We start from the raw sequence: 24,008 nt of genomic DNA, 5'->3' as shown, positions 1-24,008 counted from the left end.
CACAAAGGTCATTATTCAATAATGACCTTTGTCCTTTCAATAACCTTTAGTACTCCTTATATTTAATAATATTACTATTTGGATGCGTTTAAAAAGATTGCTTGGCTGCCTGCTTACCGTTGCTGTTTGTTATTCCTGCAACAACAAAAAAGATGATCGTTCAACTTTATTTGAACTGGTCGAAAATTCTGGTATCAATTTCAATAACCAGGTGGTTGACCAGGAATATGACAACAGTTTTTTGTTCCGCAATTTTTATAATGGCGGCGGAGTGGCCATTGGCGATATCAATAACGATGGCCTGGCCGACGTACTGCTTACCTCGAATATGGATGAAAACAAATTATTCCTGAATAAAGGTGATTTCAAATTTGAAGACATTACCGCCAAAAGCGGCATGAAACAGGATAGTATGTGGAGCACTGGCGCTGTTATGGTGGATATTAATAACGATGGCTGGCTCGATATGTATGTTTGCAACTCGGGCCATATGAAAAACGGCCACCGCCGAAATAAGCTGTATCTCAATAACCATGACCTCACTTTTACTGAATCTGCGGCAAAATACGGGTTGGCAATTTCTGCTTATACTACCCAGGTTTCTTTTTTCGATTACGACCTCGATGGCGACCTGGATTGTTTTATGATCGATAACAGCCCCATGCCCGTGAATACCCTGGGGTATACCAATCGCCGTGACCTTCCGGCCAAAGACTGGGACGTTGCTGCCTTTGTAAAAGATGGCGGTGATCACCTGTACAGGAACGACAATGGCCATTTTACTGAAGTAGATAAAGAAGCCGGTATCCACGGTACTTTAATGAGTTTTGGCCTTGGCGTTTCAGTAGCAGATATCAACAACGATGGCTATCCTGATATTTACGTAGCCAACGATTCATACGAACGCGATTATTTATACATCAACCAGGGCAACGGCACTTTTAAGGATGAAATGGAGCAATGCATGAAGCAGAACAGCTTTTCCTCCATGGGGGCCGATATCGCCGATGTTAACAACGACGGCTATCCTGATATTTTTACTACCGATATGTTACCCGACAATGATTATCGCTTAAAAACCCTGGGTGCATTCGATAACATAGATCAGTACCGGAATAAATTGCAAATAGGATTTTACCATCAGTACATGAAAAACTGTTTGCAGATAAATAATGGCAACGGCACTTTTTCTGACGTGGCCAATTACAGCGGGGTCTGTGCCAGTGACTGGAGCTGGGGCGCGCTGTTGTTCGATGCTGATAATGATGGTCTGAACGATATATACGTGTGTAATGGCGTGAACCGCGATGTGACCGACCTGGACTTTATGGACTTTTTCGCTAATGATGTAATTCAGAAAATGGTATTGACCGGTAAAAAGGAAAAAGTACATGAAGTGCTGGAGCATATTCCCCAAACACCTGTTGTTAATAAAGCATTCAGGAATTTGGGCAATTTGCAGTTTGCTGATGCCGGGAAAGACTGGGGTTTCACCCAGCCCTCTTTTTCAAACGGGGCAGCCTATGCCGATCTGGATAACGATGGCGACCTTGATCTGATCGTCAATAATATCAATGGCCCCGCCTTTGTTTATAAGAACCACGCCAGCCAACAACATACCAATCATTACATCAGTGTTTTGCTAAAAGAAAATTCCCCCAACACCTGTGCCATAGGAAGCAAAATAACCATCCATGCCGGCGGCTCCATTATTACCCGCGAAGTGATACCAAGCCGGGGTTTTCAATCCTCAATGGATTATAAACAGGTGATTGGGTTGGGTAAAACAACTGCCATTGATTCAATGGTAATTATGTGGCCCGATCGTACTGTAGCTACCATTATGCATCCGGCTGTAGATACCATGCTGGTACTTACTAAAGCCGCTGCCACAAAAAGCCTGCTGCCAGATACCCTGCAAAATAATTCGTTGTTATTTACACTTGCTCCCGCTGTATTCGATAAGCACGTGGAAGACGATTATGTGGATTTCTATTATGAAAGGAATATTCCCGAAATTCTTTCCCGGGAAGGCCCCAAAATAGCTACTGCTGATGTAAATGGCGATGGATTGGTGGATATATACATTGGCGGAACCAAAGATCATCCCGGGCAATTGTACATCCAACAAAAGACAGGCGGATTTATAAAAAAGCAGGAGCCGGTTTTTCTACAGTTTAAAGATCTGGAAGATGAGGCCGTGTTATTTTTCGATTGCGATAAAGATGGCGATGCCGATCTGTTTGTAGGACCGGGTGGCAATAATTCTCCGCCTTATAGCCGTGAAATGCAAAGCAGGTTGCTAAAGAACGATGGCAAAGGAAATTTTACCCTCGATGCGGCCGCATTTAAAAGTAATGGGATGAATACCGGTGTGGCCGTTGCTAATGATATTGACCAGGATGGCGACCTGGACCTGTTTGTTGGAAGCCGAAGCACACCCCGCAATTATGGGGTGCCGCCTGTTAGTTTTATTTACCTGAACGATGGCAATGGCCATTTTACCGATATTGCTCAAACAAAGAATCGGGAGATTGCCAATATCGGTATGGTGACCAGTGCTGTATGGGCCGATGTGACGGGCGATGCCGGTAAAGAGCTGATAATAGTGGGAGAATGGATGGCGCCCCGGATATTTTCTTTTAACGGCGATCATTTTACAGAAGTTAAAAGCCAGCTGGGGGAGTTGTATGGATGGTGGCAAACTGTAGTAGCTACAGATATAAATCAGGATGGAAAAACCGATCTTGTGTTGGGTAATGTGGGCGATAATTTTTATCTGCATCCCGATGCTGCCAACCCGGTTAAATTATGGATCAACGATTTCAATAGCAATGGATCAGAAGATAAAATACTTACCCGTACAGCAGATAAACGCGATGTGCCGGTTTTTCTGAAACGGGATATGCAGGAAGAAATACCTTCCATAAAAAAGGAAAACCTGCAGCATAAGGATTATGCAAAAAGGTCTATCCAGGAATTATTTCCAAAGGAAATGATAGATAAAAGCGGTGTAAAGCTGTTTAACTATTCCAAATCCTGTATAGCGATCAATAAGGGCAATGGACAGTTTGAAATTCAGCCTTTGCCATACCAGGCACAACTTTCTATGGAGAATGCGGTTCTTTGTACAGATGTAAATAAAGACGGGGCCATAGACCTGGTGCTGGGCGGTAATAAATATGGGTTTCCACCCCAGTTTGGCAAGCTGGATGCAAGCTATGGCGATGTATTGATCAATAATGGCAAAGGCCGGTTTACCTGGTTATCCGCCAGGCAATCTGGATTGATGGTTGATGGCGAAGTGCGCGACATCACCCTTATACCGGGTGCAGGTATTAATTATGTATTGTTTGCACGAAATGATAATTACCCGGTCCTATACAGTATAAAAAAGTAAACAAGAGAATTGAAAGTTATGATCAGTAGTAAGCATTGGGCAGGCTTTTGTTTGATGATCCTATCAGTCCATATTTTTTCTGCATGCAACAGGGGTGATAAACAACCTCCGTTGTTTGAGTTGCTGGATGAAAGCAGTACAGGTTTACATTTTACCAATACCCTAACACCAACTGATTCGTTCAACATTTTTCATTACATGTATTACTATAATGGCGCTGGGGTAGGCGCCGGTGATTTTAATAATGATGGACTGGTGGACCTGTTTTTTGCCTCGAACCTGGAACAGAATAAATTGTTTTTAAATACCGGTAAACTGCATTTTAAAGAAGTAACAAAAGAAGCCGGTATTCCCCAGGACCATGGTTGGAGCACGGGTGTTTCCGTTGTAGACATCAACAATGATGGCTTACTTGATATTTATATCTGCCGTGTGGGTAATTATGGCCCATTGAAAAACCATAACCAGTTTTTGATCTGTTCGGGTATTGATAAAAACGGAGTGCCGCAATATGTTGACAAAGCGCAGGAGTTTGGTGTTGATTTTTCCGGATTTAGTACACAGGCTGCATTCCTCGATTACGATCTAGATGGCGATCTGGACCTGTATTTGTTGAATCACTCTGTTCATGCCATCAGCAACTTTCGCCCGCGTAAAGAGTTTATAGGTACGTATGAAACGCTTTCTGGCGATCGCCTGTTCAGGAATGATGCCGCTGGTGGCGGGGTAACCAAATTTACCGAGGTAACCCGGGAATCAGGGATCAACAGTTCTGCTATTGGGTATGGTTTGGGGATAGCGGTGAGTGACATCAATCTCGATGGATATCCTGATATCTACATTGGGAACGATTTTCATGAGAACGATTACCTGTACATCAACCAACGCAACGGCACTTTCAAAGAAGAGCTGGGCAAGTGTATCATGCATAGCAGTCAATACAGCATGGGAGTTGATATTGCTGACGTAAATAATGATGGGTATTCCGAGATCATTTCCATGGACATGCTGCCTGCCGACCCTTACATCTTAAAAAGGTCGCTGGGGGAAGATACCTGGGACCTGTACAATGAAAAGATCAATATTGGTTATAACTACCAGTATACCCGTAATAACCTGCAATTAAACGACCGGAACGGAACGTTCAGTGAAGTTGGCCTGTATAGCGGCGTATCGGCTACTGATTGGTCATGGGCAGCCCTGTGGATGGATTTTGATAACGATGGGATGAAGGACCTGTTTGTATCGAACGGTATTCCCAAGCGAATGAATGATATAGACTTTATCAATTACATAGGCAACGAAGAAATTCAAAATAAGCTAAGGACCAATAGAAGTCATGAAAAAGACCTGGCGCTTACCGATAAATTTCCCCAGATAAAGATCCCCAACAAGTTCTTCAAAAATACGGGCAATCTTGCCTTTGCCGACCTGGAACAACAGGTAGCAAATGACAAACCCACCTATTCAAATGGCGCCATTTATGCCGATCTTGACAACGATGGAGACCTGGATGTTGTGGTGAACAACATCAACGATCCGGTTATGGTGTATGAAAATAAAAGCAACGACAAACATGATAAAGCCTATGTTGATATAAAGCTCAAAGGCCCCGCCGGTAACCTAAATGGGGTGGGCGCCAAGCTGGTACTGTTTGGGCGCAATCAATTATACCTGTACGAAAAACAGGGGGTGCATGGGTTTATGTCGGCCATGGAGATACCCGTGCATATTGGTCTGGATAAAATAAGACCTGATTCTGCATTTGTTGTTTGGCCTGATAATACTTGTCAGCGCATCAATCTTACGGCTAATAATTCCCCTTTAACGCTCACCTGGCAAAAAGCGCTACCCGCATTCGATTACCACCTCATAACAACTTTTAAGAAGAATCCTTCAGCTCCCGTTATTAATATAACCGACAGTGTTCGGCTCGATTATCTGCATAAAGAGAATCGTTTTGCAGAGTTTGACCGCGAGCCGCTGATCCCGCACATGCTTTCTACCGAAGGCCCGGCACTGGCAATAGCAGACATAAACAATGATGGATTAGCGGATGTATATATTGGCGCCGCCAAATGGGAAAAGGGCGCTGTTTATTTACAAAAAACAGGGGGTACGTTTTATCGTACGCAGCAGCCTGATCTTGATAACGATAGCACCTATGAGGATGTGGATGCCTGCATCACCGACGTGAACAACGATGGCTTTCCTGACCTGGTAGTGACCAGCGGTGGGAATGAATTTTATGGTAACGATGCACACCTGTTGCCGCGGGTTTACCTGAACGATGGTAAGGGGCAATTCACCCGACTACCCAATGCATTTACGGGATTGTATGAAACCTTTTCATGCATTGTTCCCTACGATTTTAATAAAGATGGTTTTGTTGATCTGTTCATTGGTGGCAGGGCTGTACCCTGGGCATACGGACAAATTCCTCAGTCGTATCTCTTACAAAACGACGGCACGGGTAAGTTTAAAGATGTAACTGCTGCTTATGCCAAAGACCTGGGTAAAGCGGGCTTTGTGACCCGGGCCCTTTGGTTCGATCTGGATAAAGACGGTGATAAAGACCTTATTTGTTCACTTGAATGGGGCGGTATAGATGCCTGGATCAATAACAATGGCCAGTTTACCCGCAAGGCGCTTACCGATAAAAAGGGATGGTGGAATTTTGTATTGCCCTGCGATCTCGATAACGATGGGGATATTGACCTGGTAGCAGGGAATCTGGGTTTGAACAGTCGACTGAAGGCATCGGAAGAACAACCGGTTCGATTGTACTACAATGATTTTGATGAGAACGGGAAAAAGGAGCAGGTGTTAACGTATTTTGTACAGGGCAAAGAAATACCCTTTGCCAACAAATCAGAGCTGGAAAAGCAGATGCCGGTATTAAAGAAGAACTTTTTGTATGCGGAAGACTTCGCCAAAGCTCGTTTGAATGATCTTTTTACTGCTGAAAAATTGGATGCATCAGAAATATTAACAGCCAATTACTTTGATAATGCCATATTGATCAACGACGGTCATATGAAGTTCACCACCCAACCCCTGCCCTGGGAAGCGCAGTTAACAAGTTACCGCGACGCTGCAGTGATAAACGCCAATAACGACAGTTTACCCGATCTGCTACTTGGAGGCAATTATTATGAGAACAATGTTGAAATGGGGCGTTATGATGCCAATTGGGGTACCGTTTTAATAAATAAGGGCAACAATCGGTTTGAAGTGGAAAACCCTAATGGCTTGCCAATAAAAGGACAGGTACGCCGGATACAAAAAATTGAGATCGCACAGAAAGAAGCGTTTGTACTGGCCCGGAACAATGACAGTTTAATGGTAATAAAGTTTTCAAAATAGCGGTACATAAACATCGGTGATCCACCGGGTAGTGTCGGGTTCTGTGGTCCTGTCTGTTACCAGTTGTTGAAAGGGCAGCGCCATCAGCGTGCGGTGGTAATCCTGAATATATAGTTGAAATTGGTATAAAGCTTCTTTTACCGTGGCATCACCGCCATGTACCCGCGCCATCCAAAAGCGATTCAGCGGAATACGCTGGTTGAAAAAGCGTCCATTGGCAGCTAATGATCTGTTAATAGGAAGGGCTACCATTACCTGGAACCCGAAAGGATTTAAAGGCATGATATTCATGATAGGAATGCCCGTTTGTTTTGCCTGTTGGGTGGCGCTGTAAGTTTTTAAATCACTGATCAACGAATATACTTCCTGAACGGTAGGATAAGTAGCCTGGTATTTTTTTGTGCTGATCAGAAATGAGTCTTTAAAAACTGTTTCCTGGATATTAATGCCGTAAATATTTTCTTTTTTCTCTGCAAAGGTCTTGAAATGACCAAGCACCGCAGCCATGTTTTCTTTTAAGATAATGGCCTGTCTGTAACGCTGAATGCGGCTAATAGGGTTAAGTGAGGTAGGATAAATGCATGTCCATTGAATATTGGTAGAATCTCCTGTTGGCAGCAAGTGCAACATGCTGTTAATTGATAGATCTTCATGACGGATGTTGATCTCAAGGGTATTCAAGAGCATTTTTGAGATCACATAATTCCCTTTTTGAAAGGTAAAGGTGTTGCTGTGCCATGAGGACCCAGGCCACCATTTCTTCCATTTTTCAACGGTGGCCATATTTCTGTAGGCGCCAGGGGTGGTGCAATTAACGGGTGTTACCTGTACAATGTCGAGGCGGGCAGGTATAAAAAGATAAATACTTGCAAAAGCCGCAATAATAACAAAAGCCAGTACTAATAGCCATTTTTTCATAGTGCCTTTATAACAATCTGTATTTGCAAAATAGCGAATATTGATGTTACCGGCAACGGCTTATTGGATCTCTTTCTGATGATTGATAATGAACTGAATGATTTCTTCCAATGGGGTATTTATGCGCGCAATGGCATCAGTAATATCGTCACGGTTAACCTGGGCGGCAAAAGAAGGTGTTTTTAATTTTTTCAACACGCTTTTTACGTCCATGCCGTCGTATTTAGTTGGACGTATAAGGGCTGAGGCATGAATAAAACCGGAGAGCTCATCAAACACATAGATCATTTTATCCATGGTGTTGCTGGGCTCAACGCCAAAATACCGCGGGCCATGCGAAGCAATGCAATGGATCACTTCGGGGTCAATATTCCGGCGTTCCAGTTCTTCAACAATTACCCGGCAATGGGCATCAGGGTATATTTCCCAATCGGCATCGTGTAGCAACCCGGCCAGCTCCCATTTACGGGCGGTCAATTCATCGGCCTGTTCTTTTTCAAGGGCCCAGGCTTTCATAACCGCGGCCACCTGTTTCATATGCAGGCGCAGGCGATCGTTGGGTACCCATTCGTTTAGTAGTTGGTGAGCTTCCTCAATAGGTATCAGGTTTCCGGTGTTGGCAACATCCCCAAAGGTGTTGCGGCCGAGTAAGTGGATGGACATGGTTAGTGAAGTAAGTTTTTAATTCTTGACGATTCGTAAGATACGATTTGATTTTCTAAAACTAATTTGAAATGGAGAGGAAGGCAGCCTTATTCTTAAAAGTAACTGAATGTAAAGACGGGATAGCGTTGAATTATCCGCAATCAACAGGAATGCGGTGACGGTGGGTACCGTAATAAAAAAACCGAGAGCAAAGGCTGTTGAAAAGAGTACCAAAACGGCGGGAATGAAAAGGAGTTCATTGTAAAAAAATAACCACCCACAGCAATGCGGATGGCTATTGTAGTAAGCTCGGTGCAGGCCCGCTCATGACCCGGAATCTGGGACCGGTTTTGCTCAAATGAGTGCTCCGAAACGCCCGCTGTATGCGGTTTTTAAGCAGTATGATAAATAATATGTCAAAATATTTATTGAAAATCAACGAATTGTAAAGATGCGATGGAAAAATAGTCTTATATTTTCTTGTTGTACCCATTGGAAGGGTCTATCTTTGCGACCCGTTTTTAGTTACGTGATTAAAAGGCGGAAACAGCAAGCGGGATGGCGTTGCTGTTTATTTCTTAACCGGCTGAAGCAATTTTCAGCTAAAAGTTTTTAAAAAATGAGTAAACTACATTTCACTACCCAACATGCGAATGCGGCTACCGTAAAACGCAACTGGTATGTTGTAGACGGTACCAATCAAACCGTGGGACGCATGTGCGCGAAAATAGCAGCTATTCTTCGTGGTAAGAATAAGCCCTATTATACGCCACATGTTGATTGCGGAGACTACATCATTGTTATCAATGCCGAGAAAGTAAAATTCACCGGTAACAAAACTGAAGAAAAAGAATACCTGACCTTCTCAGGTTATCCCGGTGGTCAAAAATCTGAAACAGCACGTGAACTCCTGCGCCGTCGCCCGGAACTGGTAGTGGAAAGAGCTGTAAAAGGTATGTTGCCTAAAAATCGCCTTGGCCGCAAAATGTATAAGAAATTATTTGTGTATGCCGGCGACCAACACGAGCATGCTGCACAGAAACCTCAATCTTTAACTTTCTAATTGTTTACAATACATGGAAAAGCAAAAAAATGCCGTAGGTCGTCGTAAAGAAGCTGTGACACGTATCTGGTTGTCACGCGGTACTGGTAAGATCACCATTAACGATAAAGACTACAAAGAATATTTTTCACTGGTTTATTTACAAAACCAGGTTGAAATGCCTTTAAAAGCAGTTCAGTCTCTTGATAAATTCGATGTTAAGATCAATGCTGCCGGTGGTGGTATGAAAGGTCAGGCTGAAGCCGCTAAGCTGGGTATCGGCCGTGCTTTAATTGAACTGAATGCTGAATTCCGTCCTGCATTAAAAGCAGCCGGTATTCTGAAACGCGATCCGAGATCTGTTGAACGTAAAAAATTCGGTCACAAAAAAGCTCGTCGCAGCTACCAGTTCAGCAAACGTTAATCTATACCGGCGCCTCCGTCTTTTGGCGGAGTGCGTTTTGGAAACGTTGGCGGTTATTATCAAAATTTCAAATCACACTTTTTCAACTTAGTTAAATGGAAAATAACACTTCATTGCAACAGCAGTTACTGGATGCCGGTGTACACTTTGGTCACCTGCGTAAGAAGTGGAACCCAAAAATGTTGCCTTACATTTTTGCTGAAAAGAAAGGTATTCACATTATAGATCTTAATAAAACTACCGAACACTTAACCGAAGCAGCTGCTGCTTTAAAGCAGATTGCCCGCAGCGGTAAAAAGATCATGTTCGTTGGTACGAAGAAACAAGCTAAAGAGATTGTTACTGAGTGCGCCCGCAAAGTGAACATGCCTTTCGTTACTGAGCGTTGGTTGGGTGGTATGTTGACCAACTTCAACACCGTTCGTAAGAGCGTTAAGAAAATGCAAAGCATCGACAAAATGCTGGGAGAAAGCTCCACCGCTGAGTCGCTGACTAAAAAAGAGAAATTAACTCTCGGTCGCGACCGCGATAAAATGGATAAAGTACTGGGTGGTATCAGCCAGCTGGGCCGTGTACCTGCCGCTTTATTCATCATCGACATCGGCCATGAGCATATTGCACTGGCTGAAGCCAAAAGACTGGGTATTACCACTTTTGGTATGGTTGACACCAACTGCGATCCTAATAAAGTCGACTTTGCAATCCCTTCAAATGACGACGCTACAAAGTCTATCGCAATCATCACTCAGTTCATCACTGCTGCTATAGCTGAAGGTCTTGCTGAAAGACAAGCTGCTAAAGACGAAGAAACTGATGATCAAAACGATGACGAAAAAGAAAAGAAAGCTCAACGCCTGTTAGAAGAAGCTGAAGCTGAAGGCGGCCGTGGCCGTGGTGGTAACAGAGGCGGTGGCAGTAACGCTGGCGGCGGTGGCCGTGGTCATGGCGGTGGCGGTGGTCATCGCGGTGGCGGTGGTCAAAACAGAGGCGGTGGTAACCGTCCTGGTGGCCAACGTGGTCCTGGCGGCGGAAGAAGATAGTAAAGTTTGTGGTTTGTAACAGGCCACAGAACACTATTGAACATCCGTTGTGTCACTTTCTTGTACCGTTGGTACGCGAAGGATAAGCAGAATTAATAAAATGAAAATGATCCCTCAAACAGATCCTGTAAGTTTATTCAGGTTATTTGTGGGATCATTTTCAAATTTTCATCATATTTAAATTATCAATTTTATATGTCAAGTGTTGCTATTACTGCCGCTGATATTAATAAGCTGCGCCAGATGACCGGCGCAGGGATGATGGATTGCCGTAAAGCATTGACTGAAACCAATGGCGATTTCGAAGCTGCTATTGACTGGCTTCGTAAAAAAGGCGCCAAGGTTGCTGCACTGCGTGGCGATCGTGAGGCAAAAGAAGGTGTGGTGCTGGCTAAAACAACAGCCGATAATAAAACCGGTATCGCTATCTGCCTGAGCTGCGAAACCGACTTCGTAGGTAAGAACGCTGATTTCATTGCCTTCGCACAAAGCATCATCGATGCTGCTGTTGCCAGCAATGTAAAAAGCGTTGATGAGCTGAATGGTACTTCAATCAATGGCGCTAAAGTTGCCGACCTGGTTAACGATAAACTGGCCAGCATTGGTGAAAAGATCGGTCTTACCAAATTTGAGCGTGTTGATGCTGACTATGTAGCTTCATACATTCACGGTGCTAACCGCATAGGCGTACTGGTGGGTATGACCAAAGCTGCTCCAGAAGCTGGTAAAGACGTAGCCATGCAAATTGCTGCTATGAACCCCGTTGCTGTTGATGCCAGCTCAGTTTCTGCTGCTACCATCGAGCGGGAGCGCGCCATCGTTACCGAACAGATCAAAGCTGATCCTAAAATGGCCGGTAAACCTGATGACATGATCAACAAGATCGCAGAAGGTAAACTAAACGCATTCTTCAAAGAAAGCACCCTGGTAAATCAGGCTTTCGTAAAAGATAATTCCAAAACCGTTGGTGACTACCTGAAAAGCGTAGATGGCGGTTTACAGGTTACTGAATTCAAGCGCGTAGCTTTAGGATAAGGTAATCCGGATAATGTGATTTGCTTTCACATTTATAAAAGGGAACATCCAAAACGGGTGCTCCCTTTTTTATTTGCCCTGAAATACCATTGTGAGCAACCCATTTTAGTTGTGATTTGCTTTCAAATTAATAATGAAATGCCTGTTCAGGGTTTCTCTTTATATTTTAATAAAAAGTCCTTTCTTTGCACAGCCCTTTGAGAACTAAATCCTCAGTTCTTGGTTCCTTAGTTCTGTGTTTAGCGTTGATGAAACTAGAATTTGACAATCACAATATAAAAAGGTCATTCATACATGCTACCAAAGTACAAGCGCATTTTAGTAAAGCTTTCCGGTGAATCGTTAATGGGCGATAAGAGTTTTGGAATGGACCCCGCTATCCTGGCGCAATATGCACACGATATTAAAGAGGTGGCCGATCTGGGTGTTCAGGTTGCTATAGTAATTGGGGGAGGTAATATTTACCGGGGAATGAACGAGGCGGAAACAGGCATTGAACGCGCTCACGGTGATTATATGGGCATGCTGGCCACGGTTATCAACGGAATGGCCATGCAGGCCATGCTTGAAAAAATTGGGGTTTTTACGCGTTTACAAAGCGCCATAAAAATGGAGCAGATCGCTGAACCCTATATCCGTCGCCGGGCTATTCGTCACGTTGAAAAAGGCAGAGTGGTGATCTTTGGCGCCGGAACCGGTAACCCTTACTTCACTACAGATACAGCCGGTTCTCTGCGGGCCATTGAAATACAGGCAGATGTAATTTTGAAAGGCACCCGTGTTGATGGTATTTATACCGCCGATCCTGAAAAAGATCCTACCGCTAAAAAATACGAATCCATCACCTTCCAGGAGTGCATCAGCAAAAACCTGCGGGTAATGGATATGACGGCCTTTACACTTTGCATGGAAAACAAACTCCCTATCATAGTATTTGATATGAACCAACCCGGTAACCTGCGCCGTGTGGCCTGTGGTGAAAAGGTAGGTACCCTGGTAAAAGTATAAGTGACTGATAAACATTAACTTAAATTTATTATCCAGGCTTTTTGCATTTATGGAATTAACGTATTAAATTTCCAATAAGAAAAACCACCATTCTGGTGGTTTTTTCATTATCTCCTGGTCTAACATCCCTTGAAAAATAATGCTGTGTATGAAAGAAGATCACACTGTGTGATGCAGTGTTTATTCTAATTCCGAAGCCGTTATGAACTGTTTATTGGTTATACTGGGGTACCAGATGTATGTTGGGGTCATGGAAATTATTGTCTTCCTGCTGGGCGGGGTAGCATTGGGCTTCTTTATTCATTTCTTTCTGGTGAGCCGCAGGACCATGTCTATAAATTTACCCAGGCCCGAACCACCCATTATTGCCGATGCTGCTTTTCAAAATACCGACGAATGGCGGGTGAAGTATTTCGAGGAAATGGAAGTGCAGGAAAAGATCCAAATGCAATTACGACGGGAACTCGATACCGTACGCGATAACGAGGAATTGCTTACCATAGAAGTTGAAGAACTGCACAAAGAATTAAAACGCCGGCACGAGCCACCTCCGGCCCAACCGGCTGTGCTGCACGCCAGTTCTCAGGAAGAACAGAGTGAAGAATACCTGGTGCGGTTACAAAGGACCCAGGACTCCCTGAGTGAACAAAATCAGCAGATCACCTTATTGCTCGACCAGATAGAACTGTTGAAAAAAACAGAGTACAAACACATTGACACCATAAAAGCCAATGAAGAACTGAACGCCCGCCTGAATGAAATGCTCCTGGTCCTACGTAATAAAGACGTACGTATTCACGAACTGGAGCAGCAACAGTTACTGTCGGAAGAAATGGAAGAGCGGATGCAAAAGGCTTATGAGGAGTTCAATGCCATACGTGAGAAACTGTCAAGGGTGGAACACCTCAGTAATCCACCCAGCCGCCAGTTTGAGCTGGAAGAGCTGCAGCAGACCCATTTTAAACTGATCAGGGAGTTTGATGAATACAAACAAAAGCACCTCGGGCTGCTGGAAGAAAACCAGCGGTTGTCAAGGCTGTTATCTGATACGGAAGAAAAGCTACGCGAATCGAATTTTCAGCGGCAGCAATTACAAAAGAAGATCACTTTCCTCGAAGAGCTGAATCGCGATCTGCAACAGATCTCAGAGCACAATAAAAAGCTCGAGAATCAACTCAGGCGCATGAGTGAAATAGAAGTGATGCTGGCGAGGGTACAGGGGAAGAATGGCGGTAAGAGTGGTAATGAGCAGCCTGAAGCCTGAAGCGTGAAAAGTGAAACGTGAAACGGCAGACCGGGCCTTCGCTTTGCTCAGGTCCGGGAATGGGCAATGGGCAATGGGCAATGGGCAATGGGCAATGGGCAATGGGCAATGGGCAATGGGCAATGGGCAATGGGCAATGGGCAATGGGCAATGGGCAATGGGCAATGGGCAATGGGCAATGGATTTTTGGCGGCGCAAGGTAGTTATTAATCTCAACAGTCGCGAGTGCCGACGCTTGCAGTCGGCATCTCTGATGGAGTCTGATACTCGTCAGAGTCGTCAGACCCGACACGCGAAGCGTAGTCGGGACCCACTCACCACTCACAATCCCAATAACTTCTTAAACTCCGGTTTCAAGCAAGCGTCCAACTCCTTAAATGGAAGGTATAGTTGAATTTCCCCCATAGCATAGGAGCCGATTTGATAGGGATTATAATTAAAGCGGATACCTTTTGAGGTGAGCGAAATGTTTTTCGTTAATGAAATGGTGTCTTCAAGCAAGTACTCAGAAAGTTTTTCTTCTTTTTTCACCTTGTAAACGGTACGGAATTTCTTTTCCAGTAACGTTTGTAATTGGTTATGACAGGCTGCAGAGTCCAGCACATCGTTGATAGTAAGCTTACGGTTATGTACCAGATCGATACAGGTATAAATAGTGGCATACATACCGTGGGCCCCGCCGCCATCGAAATAACCAAAGTCAGAAATTGTAAGCAATTTATCAGAAAGGTATTCTATTTGTACCGTCTGGCTCTGATCATAATTTATTCCTTCGTCTTCTTTTCTTACCGGGTTCAGTTGTGCGTTTTTCAATCTGATCAATACTTTACCTATTTCCTCGGACCCGGGTTTAACGCCAAACGCGTCAAAAATGGCTTCTTTAATGAGGCTGGTTGCCGGATGAGTGGCTGAGGCCGCAGGCCAGATGGTAGAAGCACTATATGCTAATTCTGTACGGCCAAATTCTTCTTTAGCCAACTTTTTCTCTCCGTGTGTGTATATGTAATCAAAGGCCAGACCATTGTTATCTTTTCTCAATGCAACCCGGAAACTCAACAGTTTTCCTTTGTACGACCAGGTACCGGAAAAGGAGCTGTCTTTAAAATTACCCGATAGTGTTTCGGTATTATTGCCTTCGTTATCGGAATGACTGAGCGTTAAAAAGCCGGATTTATCCATTTGTCCCGATACAGCAATGGATTCTTCTGTGCTGTTGTAATAATAACTTCCGGAGAATTGATTGTTATTCCGGAACAAATAAAAGGTAACGGGGTATTTATCAATGGTGCCGGTAAAACAGTAATAACGGGTTATAACAGGGGCCGGTTTACTGGTTTGGGCATATGTGGTAGTAACTGTGCCAAGTATAAATAACAGAATGTATATGTGTCTCATACGATGTGCCAAATTAACCGGTAAATGTCTATGATCAAAATCAGCGGGGTTAAATTCGTATCACTTTAACTTTGCTCCACTAAATATAGCCTATGTCATCTACAATCGCAGATATACGTAAAGATTATAAGCTACAGTCATTATCAGAAAAAGACGTACATACCAATGCCATTGGCCAGTTCAGTAACTGGTGGCAGGAAGCCATAAACAGTGAGATTGACGAGGTAAATGCCATGACGCTGGCCACTGCTTCGGCCGATGGGATACCGGCTGCGCGTATTGTACTGCTGAAGGGTTTTGATGAGCGGGGGTTTGTGTTTTTCACCAATTATGAAAGCTTTAAAGGAATGCAACTGACAGAAAACCCGCGTGCATGTCTGGTGTTTTTCTGGAAAGAACTGGAACGGCAGGTACGCATTACCGGACTGGTTGAAAAAGTGAGCGATGAAGAAAGTGATACTTATTTTAACAGTCGCCCCGAAGGCAGCCGTATTGGGGCCTGGGCTTCCCCGCAAAGCCAGGTAATTGAAAGCCGGGAATGGCTGGAGGAAAGGGAGAAAACATACACAAAGGATTTCTCTGGAAAACCATTAAAAAGACCGGACCATTGGGGTGGTTACCGGGTGAAACCTGTTACTATCGAGTTCTGGCAGGGCCGTCCCAGCCGTTTACACGACCGTTTGCAATATACACTTGAGGGGAACAATGGATGGAAAATTGAGCGTTTGGCGCCTTAAGGGAAGGTAGCGGTTTCCTGTAGATTGAACGGAAAATGACTTAAGAAAGGGCCATTTAGGATAAAAGAGTACGAGGTAGGAAAGCCGAAGTATGAGGCCGGAATAAGATGGAGGAGCCTGGTGGTTATATATTTTTGAGGTACGAGGTATGAAGTAAGATCAAATTTGAGGTTTTTTCTTACCTCATACCTCTTACTTCTTACTTCTTTTTGTCAGCGGCAACAGCCTTTTTTACCCTTGCAGGGCGGCTTTTTCCGTATGAACCTTTAAAGGTTTTGCCTTTTTTCGTTTTTTTATCTCCTCTACCCATGTTATGTGTTTATTAAAGTGATTGTTAATTAACGCAAAAATAAAAAAAGCTCCGATACTTCGCATGCAGTAACGGAGCCTTTCGTGCTTTAGGCAGAAATTATAATTTAGCCTGCAATTCTTTACCAGCTTTGAAACGGGCAACTTTTTTAGCTTTAATCTTAATCACAGCACCGGTTTGCGGATTACGACCATTGCGAGCTGCTCTTTTTGATACAGAGAAAGTACCAAAACCAACCAGGGTAACTTTACCACCACCTTTTAAGGTTTTAGTAACTGCTTCAATAAAAGAATCCAGAGCAGCATTAGCCTGTGTCTTAGTAATGCCTGAATCATCGGCAAGTTTTGCAATTAATTCAGCTTTGTTCATAGTGTGATTTTTTAAAAATTATGCAGAGACAAATTTAGCCGGTTTTTGCTTGAAACAAAATTTTTTGGTCGAAAAATTAACATTTGATAAAATGCTGAAAGCCGCTTGGGGTAAGGTTTTTAGCAAATTGAAATGTTTTGTAATACGTTTTGTTAATTGATGTTACACGCTGAAATGCTGTAGGGCCCTGTGTTTCATGCGTTGTCGGCTGAAATGCTGACGGGTAAAGGGTTTCGTGGAATATACAATAAATTTGGCTTGGCACGCCATTAAAATATTATTATCCACACTCAGTGCACAACCTCCATTACCGTACGGAATGCAATAAAGCGATCACCCCATTTGTCGAATGATCTCTTTTGCAATACAGGTGAAAATTCCTCCATGAATTGATAGTAATTCTCCAATGACAGCGCGAAATATTGTATTACATAGGTCATTCCCTCCGAATCATCCTGTTCCAGTAACCTGAACATTTTCCATTCTGTAAACAATCCCAATGCCATTATCTCGGGTATATGTTCCTGAAGCAGCCATAGTAACCATGGTTCCTCAATAGAATGAGCAATTTTAATGGTGTTGTTGTATACAATCATGGTAAATGGGTAAATAGAGATTTACATATTACTGTTGTGATAAACGCAGATAAGTTGTAAAAATTACAATTATTACGCTTTTGTCAGTTCTAAATATACCGGACAGTGGTCACTGTGTTTAACATCGTGGTAAATGTCTGCACTTTTTAACCGGCTGCGCAGGGGATCGGTAGCTGTAATGTAATCGAGCCGCCACCCTTTATTTTGTTCCCTTACTGTAGGGAAACGCTGGCTCCACCAGCTGTACCGGTGTGGTTCATTGTGAAAAGCCCGAAAGGTGTCTATCCATCCGTTTTGGAGGAACTGGTCCATCCAGGCCCTTTCATCAGGTAAAAAGCCGGAAGTATTTTTATTGCCTTTGGGATCGTGAATATCTATTTCGGTGTGTGCAATATTGTAATCGCCGCACAATATGAGGTTAGGATATTTTTTCTTCAGTGTTTCCAGGTAGTTATGAAAATCCGAGAGCCACTGGTATTTGTAGGTTTGCCGTACATCGCCGGTTGTTCCAGAGGGAAAATAGGCATTTATGAGTCTGATATCACCGAAATCAAGTTGTATTACCCTGCCCTCATCATCGCTTACGGCATGTTGGTTACCGTATTCAACGTTATCGGGTTTTATTTTAGTAAGAACTGCTACGCCGCTGTACCCTTTTTTTTGTGCAGAGAACCAGTAATCTTCATAACCACAATCGATGATCTGCTGACGGTTAACATTATCTTTTGTGGCTTTTGTTTCCTGCAAACAGATAATATCTGCCGGATCGGTTTTTAACCAATCGCAAAAACCTTTGGTCATGGCGGCCCTTATGCCATTCACATTATAACTGATAATGCGCATGTTTTTTTGTTTAATTTGGCTGGCAATTTACACTATTGATATGGAAGCAGCTTCAGCAAAGAAAAAGATTGAGCCGATAATACCACCGAAAGAACAGGTTTATTTAGAAGGACCTAGAAGCCGTCGCTATGAACTGGGTTTTGCCTGGCGGGTGTTCAAACAATTCATACAGGGTTTTCGTACACTTCACTTTGTGGGTCCCTGTATTACCGTATTTGGGTCGGCCCGGTTTAAGGAAGACCATCCTTATTACGATGCGTCCCGCGAGTTTGGTAAACGCATTGCAGAAATGGGATTTACTACTATGACTGGGGGCGGTCCCGGCGTTATGGAAGCCGCTAACCGCGGCGCCTTTGAAAATGGCGGTGTTTCAGTAGGTTGTAACATCCGGTTACCATTTGAACAGCAGGCAAACAAGTATATGAACAAGTCCATCACATTCGAACATTTCTTTGTTCGCAAAGTGCTGATGGTTAAATACTCTTACGCATTCATCATTATGCCGGGCGGTTTTGGTACTATGGATGAGTTTTTTGAGACCTTAACACTGGTACAAACAAAAACCATTATCCAGTTTCCCATTGTGTTGTTTGGGAAGGAATATTACAGCAACCTGTGGAATTATGCCGAATTTATGGCCCAACAGGGAACCATTAGCCGCGAAGATATGAAGCTGGTATTGTTAACCGACAGTGTTGACGAAGCCATGGATCACATTCGCACGTATATAAACCAGAACTATAAAGTAAGACCGCGTAAACTGTTCTGGTGGTTGTTTGAAAAACGATAATTGAAAAGGTTATAAAAGAAAAAGGGGCAAAGCAGTTATAACACGCTTTGCCCCTTTTCTATGTATAAGTAACTTCTTTTTAGATCTTTTTACCGGTGTGAAGGGTAATACCCAGGCTTAACACCATTTCATAAGTGCCAAATGCCTGTTTGGCCTTGCCCTTATAAATGTGCAGGTGTGAGTACCGGGCATAATCTATTTTATTGGAGAATTCCAGATAAACGGTGTTGAAGAATGTAGCTTTAATAGCACCCTCAATACCAGTGTTCCAGCCACCAAATTGAAAATCAGGTTTGTTTTTTAAGCCATTGAGGCTGTTCTCTACGTGGGGGATAACCGGGCCAATACCTGCTTTTCCCAATGCATCAATTTGAATTTTGCCATTGGCCACTTGTTCCAGGTGCCAGCGTTTTACAATGTTAAACAGTAAAAAGTTAGCGCCGTTATTCAGGTAGTAATAATAGCCATTGGCTGCATTAAAATCTATTACGGAATCACCAGCCTTTTTTTGACCATTGAAGGTACCGGTTGCTGTAATGGTTTGGTCGGCGAAGATATATTTAGTGTGGTCGAAGTTGATCTCAACACCCAGTCCTTTTTCCTGATTAAACATAAACCCGAGACGGTAATTATACTGCGGAATGGTAAGGGCTTTGCTGAAGAGGCCTTCATTCCAGCCTTCGTGGTCGTGGGCTTTTACATGATTGAACTTGTAATAATTGCCCAATTCAGGCTGTACGATATGGATATTGCTATGTGTATACCATTCGGTATTATAGCCCCAGGAGAACCAGATCTCCCCTTTTCGTTTCTGATACTTCGATTGCGCTGCTACAAAAAAAGGTACAACCAACAATGCTATTGCCATAATAGCATTCCTACGGGAATTACTCATGATGCTACGGTTAAAAATACATTTTCCAAGGGAACGTTGCCCAAACGAATATGCTTGTTTTAATATTGTGAAATAGGTCTTACAAAATTATTACACATCGTACTCCAGAACCGGGCGTAACCACCGTTCTACATCTTCTACAGACATATTCTTACGGCCGGCATAATCAACCACCTGGTCTTTCTGGATCTTGCCTAATCCAAAATACTGGCTTTGCGGATGTCCAAAGTACCAGCCGCAAATGGAAGAGGCAGGATACATGGCCAGCGATTCTGTTAATGTAATGTGTGTTGCTGGTTCGCCACCCAATAAATTAAACAGCTTATATTTTTCAGTGTGATCGGGACAGGCAGGATAACCTGGCGCTGGCCTGATGCCTGAATATGATTCTTTTATTAAATCTTCATTGCTCAGGTGCTCTTCTTTTGCATAGCCCCAGAATTCCTTACGCACTCTTTCATGTAAGCACTCTGCAAGCGCTTCGGCCAGCCTATCTGCTAACACCTGAAGCATGATTTTGTTGTAATCGTCGTGATTTTCTATGAACTTTTTTATGTGTGGGTCTATTCCCTGTATGGTTACAGCAAAGGCACCCATGTAATCGGAAGCCTTGCCCTGACCTGGTTTAATGAAATCAGCCAGGGAGAAGTTAGGTTGTCCGGCGGCCTTTTTGTTTTGTTGGCGCAAGTGTTCCAGTTTTGCTATTTCATTTCCGCTTTCATCATAAATAAAAGTGGAATCTTTACCATCACCGGCGGCATTCCAAAAGCCGATAACACCCCGGGCTGTTAACCATTTTTCTTTAATAATGGTTTTAAGCAGCTCGTTGGCATCCTCAAACAGTTTGGTGGCTTCTTTTCCTACTTTCTCGTCTTGCAAAATGGCCGGGAACTTACCATGTAATTCCCAGGCAATAAAGAACGGGCCCCAGTCGATATAGTTTACCAGTTCGTTCAGGTCGTAATTGTCTAAGATGCGGGTGCCGGTGAACTGGGGAGTGGTTGGGGTATAACCTTTCCAGTCAATGGCTACCCTGTTTTGTTGTGCTTCTTCGAATTTCAGGTATTGCTTGGCGGTTTTCTTACTGCCAAAATCATCGCGCAGCTTTTGATATTCCTTACCAATGTTGTTCAGGAAATCGGGCTTTTGTTCTTTGCTTAACAATGAACCGGCTACAGTAACGCTTCGTGAAGCATCCAGTACATGCACTACCCCGTTTTCATATTGGGGGGCTATTTTAACAGCTGTATGCATGCGGGAGGTAGTGGCCCCACCGATCAGCAAGGGCTGGTTCATGTTGCGCCGTTTCATTTCATGGGCCACATGCACCATTTCGTCGAGCGAGGGGGTAATAAGACCGCTTAACCCGATGATATCCACTTTTTCCTTTTGTGCGGTTTCCAGTATTTTATCGGCCGGCACCATTACGCCCAGGTCAATGATGTCATATCCGTTACAGCCTAATACAACGCCTACAATGTTCTTTCCAATATCGTGTACGTCGCCTTTTACAGTGGCCAGCAAAATTTTGGCTGCGCCTGAAGCCTGGTTTTCCCCGCCCGCAGCACGCAGTTTTTCTTTTTCTTCTTCAATGAACGGGGTAAGAATGGCCACCGATTTTTTCATCACGCGGGCGCTTTTTACCACCTGGGGAAGGAACATTTTACCACTGCCAAAAAGGTCGCCCACCACGTTCATACCGTTCATTAGAGGCCCTTCAATAACATCAAGTGGTTTAGGATATTTCTGTCTGGCTTCTTCTGTATCCTGGTCTATATAGTCTGTAATGCCGTTTATAAGCGCATGTTTCAGGCGTTCCTCTACTGAGTTATTGCGCCAGGCTTCGTTCTTTACTTCGTTCTTGTCTTTTGCTTTTACCGTTTCGGCAAAGACGATCAGTCGATCGGTGGCATCTTCACGGCGGTTCTGAATTACGTCTTCGCACAGCTCGCGTAATTGCGGTTCTATTTCATCATAAACGATCAGCTGGCCAGCGTTCACAATGCCCATATCCATACCGGCCTTAATGGCATGGTACAGGAAAACGGCGTGCATGGCTTCGCGTACCGGCTCATTACCGCGGAAGGAGAAGGAGATATTACTTACCCCGCCACTTATTTTGGCGAGGGGCATTTTTTGTTTAATGATGCGGGTGGCCTCAATAAAATCAACCGCATAGTTATTATGTTCTTCAATACCGGTTGCAACGGCAAAGATGTTGGGGTCAAAGATGATATCCTGCGGATCGTACCCTACTTCTTCAGTTAAGATCTTGTAAGCCCGCCCACAAATATCAACCCGGCGTTGCAGGGTGTCGGCCTGGCCATTTTCATCAAATGCCATTACCACTACAGAGGCACCATACAGCTTACAGATATTTGCTTCCCGGATGAACTTTTCTATTCCCTCTTTCATGGAAATAGAGTTTACGATGCACTTACCCTGCACACATTTCAAACCTGCTTCAATGATCTCGAATTTTGAGCTGTCGATCATGACGGGGATCTTGGCTATATCGGGTTCACTTTGTAACAGGTTCAGGAAGGTGGTCATAGCTTTTACGCCATCGAGCAGGGCATCGTCCATGTTTACGTCCAGCACCTGGGCGCCACTTTCTACCTGTTGACGGGCTACGCTAAGCGCTTCTTCATACTTGTTCTCCCTGATCAAACGGGCAAATTTTTTAGAACCGGTCACGTTGGTACGCTCCCCTACATTCACAAAGTTTGTTTCAGGGCGAATGACCAGGGGTTCTAACCCTGATAACCGCAGGTATGGTTTTATCGAAAAGTTTGCAGGCATAATCTGTTTTACCTTTTGTGAATTTATATCTTATAACGCCTTTTCCAATACTGGTAAGGGTCTGGGTTTAAAGTTGCGAACGTGATCGGCAATATGCTTAATGTGATCGGGCGTGGTACCGCAACAACCACCAACAATATTTACAAAACCTTCACGGGCCCATTCTTCCAGGAAGTGGGCGGTTTGTTCGGGCTGCTCGTCATACTCGCCCATTGCATTGGGTAAACCGGCATTGGGGTAAGCTGAGGTAAAGCAGGAGGCTATCTGGCTTAATTCTTCAATATGGGGCCGCATTTCCGAAGCACCTAACGCACAGTTCAAACCAATGGAAAGTGGTTTGGCATGCATTACTGAAGTATAAAAGGCTTCCAGGGTTTGACCGCTCAGGGTCCTGCCCGATGCATCGGTGATGGTACCACTGATCATGATGGGAACTTCCGGTTTTGCCTCGTCGCTGAAATATTTTTTGATGGCGTAGATAGCGGCTTTGGCATTGAGCGTATCGAAGATGGTTTCTATCAGCAACAGATCAACACCTCCGTCTACAAGTCCTTTAACCTGTTCGTAATAAGCGCTTACGGCTTCGTCGAAAGTTAGGGCCCGGTACCCCGGATTGTTTACATCGGGAGATAAAGAGAGGGTTTTATTAAGCGGGCCAATTGCGCCGGCTACATAAGCCCGGTCCCGGCCGCCTTTATTGGTAGCAGGGTCGGCAAAGAATTCCTGTATAGCCTGTTTAGCAATTTTAGCGGCTTCAAAGTTCAACTCATAGGCCAGGGGTTCCATATGGTAATCCGCCAATGAGATGCGTTGGGCATTGAAAGTATTGGTTTCAATGATATCGGCCCCGGCATCGAGGTATAATTTATGAATGCCTTTGATAATGTTGGGTTGGGTAAGAACCAAAAGGTCGTTGTTGCCTTTGAGGTCGCTGGCCCAGTCTTTAAAGCGTTCACCACGATAATCGGCTTCTTCAAGCTTATGCCGTTGGATCATGGTGCCCATGGCGCCATCAATGATCAGGATGCGTTCCTGCAGACTCTGTTGAATTGTTTTCATGCTGCCCTCCTTTTGTTTTTCAAAGCGGTTTATGTTGATGAGCAGTACCGGACGATGAAGTGTCCGCCAG

General features: G+C 44.0%; 21 protein-coding genes. 11 read left to right on the top strand and 10 right to left on the bottom strand.

The window, feature by feature from the left end; genetic code table 11:
* Positions 1-82: 82 nt before the first annotated feature.
* Both J7I42_RS04200 and J7I42_RS04195 read left to right on the top strand, forming a co-directional pair.
* On the top strand, positions 83-3,400 hold the full coding sequence (locus J7I42_RS04200) for a VCBS repeat-containing protein (protein WP_209137518.1): 3,318 nt from the start codon (positions 83-85) through the stop codon (positions 3,398-3,400).
* 18 nt (positions 3,401-3,418) lie between these two features.
* Complete coding sequence (locus J7I42_RS04195) at positions 3,419-6,766, top strand: VCBS repeat-containing protein (protein ID WP_209137517.1); 3,348 nt, start codon at positions 3,419-3,421, stop codon at positions 6,764-6,766.
* Here the strand turns inward: J7I42_RS04195 and J7I42_RS04190 are convergent.
* Together J7I42_RS04190 and J7I42_RS04185 are read right to left on the bottom strand one after the other, a co-directional pair.
* The gene (locus J7I42_RS04190) at positions 6,758-7,684 is read right to left on the bottom strand and encodes a hypothetical protein (protein ID WP_209137516.1); all 927 of its coding nucleotides are present in this window, start codon (positions 7,682-7,684) and stop codon (positions 6,758-6,760) included. The genes J7I42_RS04195 and J7I42_RS04190 overlap by 9 nt on opposite strands.
* A gap of 60 nt (positions 7,685-7,744) precedes the next feature.
* A complete protein-coding gene (locus tag J7I42_RS04185) occupies positions 7,745-8,347 on the bottom strand; it encodes an HD domain-containing protein (protein ID WP_209137515.1) in 603 nt (200 codons plus the stop codon).
* A 601-nt stretch (positions 8,348-8,948) separates the two neighbouring features.
* On the opposite strand from J7I42_RS04185, the gene rplM reads away from it, so the two are divergent.
* The 7 genes from rplM to J7I42_RS04150 all read left to right on the top strand — a co-directional run bounded on the left by rplM (position 8,949) and on the right by J7I42_RS04150 (position 14,345).
* Entirely contained in the window at positions 8,949-9,392 is a 444-nt protein-coding gene (gene rplM / locus J7I42_RS04180) for a 50S ribosomal protein L13 (RefSeq protein WP_209137514.1), read from the top strand.
* Positions 9,393-9,405: 13 nt separating this feature from the next.
* Positions 9,406-9,795, top strand: coding sequence for a 30S ribosomal protein S9 (gene rpsI, locus J7I42_RS04175; RefSeq protein WP_209137513.1), 390 nt, complete (start codon positions 9,406-9,408; stop codon positions 9,793-9,795).
* 95 nt (positions 9,796-9,890) lie between these two features.
* Positions 9,891-10,835 (top strand): 30S ribosomal protein S2, encoded by a 945-nt coding sequence (gene rpsB, locus J7I42_RS04170; RefSeq protein WP_209137512.1) that lies wholly within the window; start codon positions 9,891-9,893, stop codon positions 10,833-10,835.
* A gap of 195 nt (positions 10,836-11,030) precedes the next feature.
* Positions 11,031-11,870: a translation elongation factor Ts gene (tsf, locus tag J7I42_RS04165; protein WP_209137511.1), complete on the top strand. Its 840-nt coding sequence runs from the start codon at positions 11,031-11,033 to the stop codon at positions 11,868-11,870.
* Between the two features lie 294 nt (positions 11,871-12,164).
* Positions 12,165-12,878 carry a UMP kinase gene (gene pyrH / locus J7I42_RS04160; protein WP_209137510.1) on the top strand — a complete coding sequence of 238 codons (714 nt, stop codon included), beginning with the start codon at positions 12,165-12,167 and terminating at the stop codon, positions 12,876-12,878.
* A 202-nt stretch (positions 12,879-13,080) separates the two neighbouring features.
* A complete protein-coding gene (locus tag J7I42_RS04155) occupies positions 13,081-14,142 on the top strand; it encodes a coiled-coil domain-containing protein (RefSeq protein ID WP_209137509.1) in 1,062 nt (353 codons plus the stop codon).
* 17 nt (positions 14,143-14,159) lie between these two features.
* Positions 14,160-14,345 (top strand): hypothetical protein, encoded by a 186-nt coding sequence (locus J7I42_RS04150; protein WP_209137508.1) that lies wholly within the window; start codon positions 14,160-14,162, stop codon positions 14,343-14,345.
* 118 nt (positions 14,346-14,463) lie between these two features.
* On the opposite strand, the gene J7I42_RS04145 is transcribed toward J7I42_RS04150, so the two are convergent.
* The gene (locus J7I42_RS04145) at positions 14,464-15,537 is read right to left on the bottom strand and encodes an RsiV family protein (protein WP_209137507.1); all 1,074 of its coding nucleotides are present in this window, start codon (positions 15,535-15,537) and stop codon (positions 14,464-14,466) included.
* Positions 15,538-15,629: 92 nt separating this feature from the next.
* On the opposite strand from J7I42_RS04145, the gene pdxH reads away from it, so the two are divergent.
* The gene (gene pdxH / locus J7I42_RS04140; RefSeq protein WP_209137506.1) at positions 15,630-16,274 is read left to right on the top strand and encodes a pyridoxamine 5'-phosphate oxidase; all 645 of its coding nucleotides are present in this window, start codon (positions 15,630-15,632) and stop codon (positions 16,272-16,274) included.
* A 199-nt stretch (positions 16,275-16,473) separates the two neighbouring features.
* Here the strand turns inward: pdxH and J7I42_RS04135 are convergent, their stop codons facing one another.
* The 4 genes from J7I42_RS04135 to J7I42_RS04120 form a co-directional block, all read right to left on the bottom strand.
* A complete protein-coding gene (locus J7I42_RS04135; RefSeq protein ID WP_014222161.1) occupies positions 16,474-16,584 on the bottom strand; it encodes a 30S ribosomal protein THX in 111 nt (36 codons plus the stop codon).
* A 99-nt stretch (positions 16,585-16,683) separates the two neighbouring features.
* Positions 16,684-16,953: an HU family DNA-binding protein gene (locus J7I42_RS04130; RefSeq protein WP_014222160.1), complete on the bottom strand. Its 270-nt coding sequence runs from the start codon at positions 16,951-16,953 to the stop codon at positions 16,684-16,686.
* 290 nt (positions 16,954-17,243) lie between these two features.
* On the bottom strand, positions 17,244-17,549 hold the full coding sequence (locus J7I42_RS04125; protein WP_209137505.1) for a DUF4286 family protein: 306 nt from the start codon (positions 17,547-17,549) through the stop codon (positions 17,244-17,246).
* 72 nt (positions 17,550-17,621) lie between these two features.
* On the bottom strand, positions 17,622-18,392 hold the full coding sequence (locus tag J7I42_RS04120; RefSeq protein ID WP_209137504.1) for an exodeoxyribonuclease III: 771 nt from the start codon (positions 18,390-18,392) through the stop codon (positions 17,622-17,624).
* Positions 18,393-18,432: 40 nt separating this feature from the next.
* On the opposite strand from J7I42_RS04120, the gene J7I42_RS04115 reads away from it, so the two are divergent.
* Complete coding sequence (locus tag J7I42_RS04115) at positions 18,433-19,182, top strand: LOG family protein (protein ID WP_209137503.1); 750 nt, start codon at positions 18,433-18,435, stop codon at positions 19,180-19,182.
* Positions 19,183-19,261: 79 nt separating this feature from the next.
* Here the strand turns inward: J7I42_RS04115 and J7I42_RS04110 are convergent, their stop codons facing one another.
* From J7I42_RS04110 to J7I42_RS04100, 3 genes are all read right to left on the bottom strand, one after another.
* The gene (locus J7I42_RS04110) at positions 19,262-20,077 is read right to left on the bottom strand and encodes a hypothetical protein (protein WP_209137502.1); all 816 of its coding nucleotides are present in this window, start codon (positions 20,075-20,077) and stop codon (positions 19,262-19,264) included.
* A 90-nt stretch (positions 20,078-20,167) separates the two neighbouring features.
* Positions 20,168-22,906 (bottom strand): methionine synthase, encoded by a 2,739-nt coding sequence (gene metH / locus J7I42_RS04105; RefSeq protein ID WP_317196238.1) that lies wholly within the window; start codon positions 22,904-22,906, stop codon positions 20,168-20,170.
* A gap of 3 nt (positions 22,907-22,909) precedes the next feature.
* Positions 22,910-23,938 (bottom strand): homocysteine S-methyltransferase family protein, encoded by a 1,029-nt coding sequence (locus J7I42_RS04100; protein WP_209137500.1) that lies wholly within the window; start codon positions 23,936-23,938, stop codon positions 22,910-22,912.
* Between the last annotated feature and the right edge of the window lie 70 nt (positions 23,939-24,008).

Source organism: Niastella soli (assembly GCF_017742245.1).
GTDB lineage: Bacteria > Bacteroidota > Bacteroidia > Chitinophagales > Chitinophagaceae > Niastella > Niastella soli.
The sequence above is the reverse complement of the archived record's forward strand: the minus strand, read 5'-3'. Positions and strand labels throughout refer to the sequence as shown.

Bases quoted from the DNA above. Each gene is read 5' to 3' on its own strand.
- tsf (WP_209137511.1), top strand. From the start codon at position 11,031: ATGTCAAGTGTTGCTATTACTGCCGCTGATATTAATAAGCTGCGCCAG.
- J7I42_RS04185 (WP_209137515.1), bottom strand. From the start codon at position 8,347: ATGTCCATCCACTTACTCGGCCGCAACACCTTTGGGGATGTTGCCAAC.
- J7I42_RS04195 (WP_209137517.1), top strand. From the start codon at position 3,419: ATGATCAGTAGTAAGCATTGGGCAGGCTTTTGTTTGATGATCCTATCA.
- J7I42_RS04115 (WP_209137503.1), top strand. From the start codon at position 18,433: ATGGAAGCAGCTTCAGCAAAGAAAAAGATTGAGCCGATAATACCACCG.
- J7I42_RS04110 (WP_209137502.1), bottom strand. From the start codon at position 20,077: ATGAGTAATTCCCGTAGGAATGCTATTATGGCAATAGCATTGTTGGTT.
- rpsI (WP_209137513.1), top strand. From the start codon at position 9,406: ATGGAAAAGCAAAAAAATGCCGTAGGTCGTCGTAAAGAAGCTGTGACA.
- pdxH (WP_209137506.1), top strand. From the start codon at position 15,630: ATGTCATCTACAATCGCAGATATACGTAAAGATTATAAGCTACAGTCA.
- J7I42_RS04190 (WP_209137516.1), bottom strand. From the start codon at position 7,684: ATGAAAAAATGGCTATTAGTACTGGCTTTTGTTATTATTGCGGCTTTT.
- rpsB (WP_209137512.1), top strand. From the start codon at position 9,891: ATGGAAAATAACACTTCATTGCAACAGCAGTTACTGGATGCCGGTGTA.
- J7I42_RS04125 (WP_209137505.1), bottom strand. From the start codon at position 17,549: ATGATTGTATACAACAACACCATTAAAATTGCTCATTCTATTGAGGAA.
- J7I42_RS04100 (WP_209137500.1), bottom strand. From the start codon at position 23,938: ATGAAAACAATTCAACAGAGTCTGCAGGAACGCATCCTGATCATTGAT.
- J7I42_RS04120 (WP_209137504.1), bottom strand. From the start codon at position 18,392: ATGCGCATTATCAGTTATAATGTGAATGGCATAAGGGCCGCCATGACC.
- J7I42_RS04130 (WP_014222160.1), bottom strand. From the start codon at position 16,953: ATGAACAAAGCTGAATTAATTGCAAAACTTGCCGATGATTCAGGCATT.
- rplM (WP_209137514.1), top strand. From the start codon at position 8,949: ATGAGTAAACTACATTTCACTACCCAACATGCGAATGCGGCTACCGTA.
- pyrH (WP_209137510.1), top strand. From the start codon at position 12,165: ATGCTACCAAAGTACAAGCGCATTTTAGTAAAGCTTTCCGGTGAATCG.
- J7I42_RS04135 (WP_014222161.1), bottom strand. From the start codon at position 16,584: ATGGGTAGAGGAGATAAAAAAACGAAAAAAGGCAAAACCTTTAAAGGT.
- J7I42_RS04155 (WP_209137509.1), top strand. From the start codon at position 13,081: ATGAACTGTTTATTGGTTATACTGGGGTACCAGATGTATGTTGGGGTC.
- J7I42_RS04200 (WP_209137518.1), top strand. From the start codon at position 83: ATGCGTTTAAAAAGATTGCTTGGCTGCCTGCTTACCGTTGCTGTTTGT.
- J7I42_RS04145 (WP_209137507.1), bottom strand. From the start codon at position 15,537: ATGAGACACATATACATTCTGTTATTTATACTTGGCACAGTTACTACC.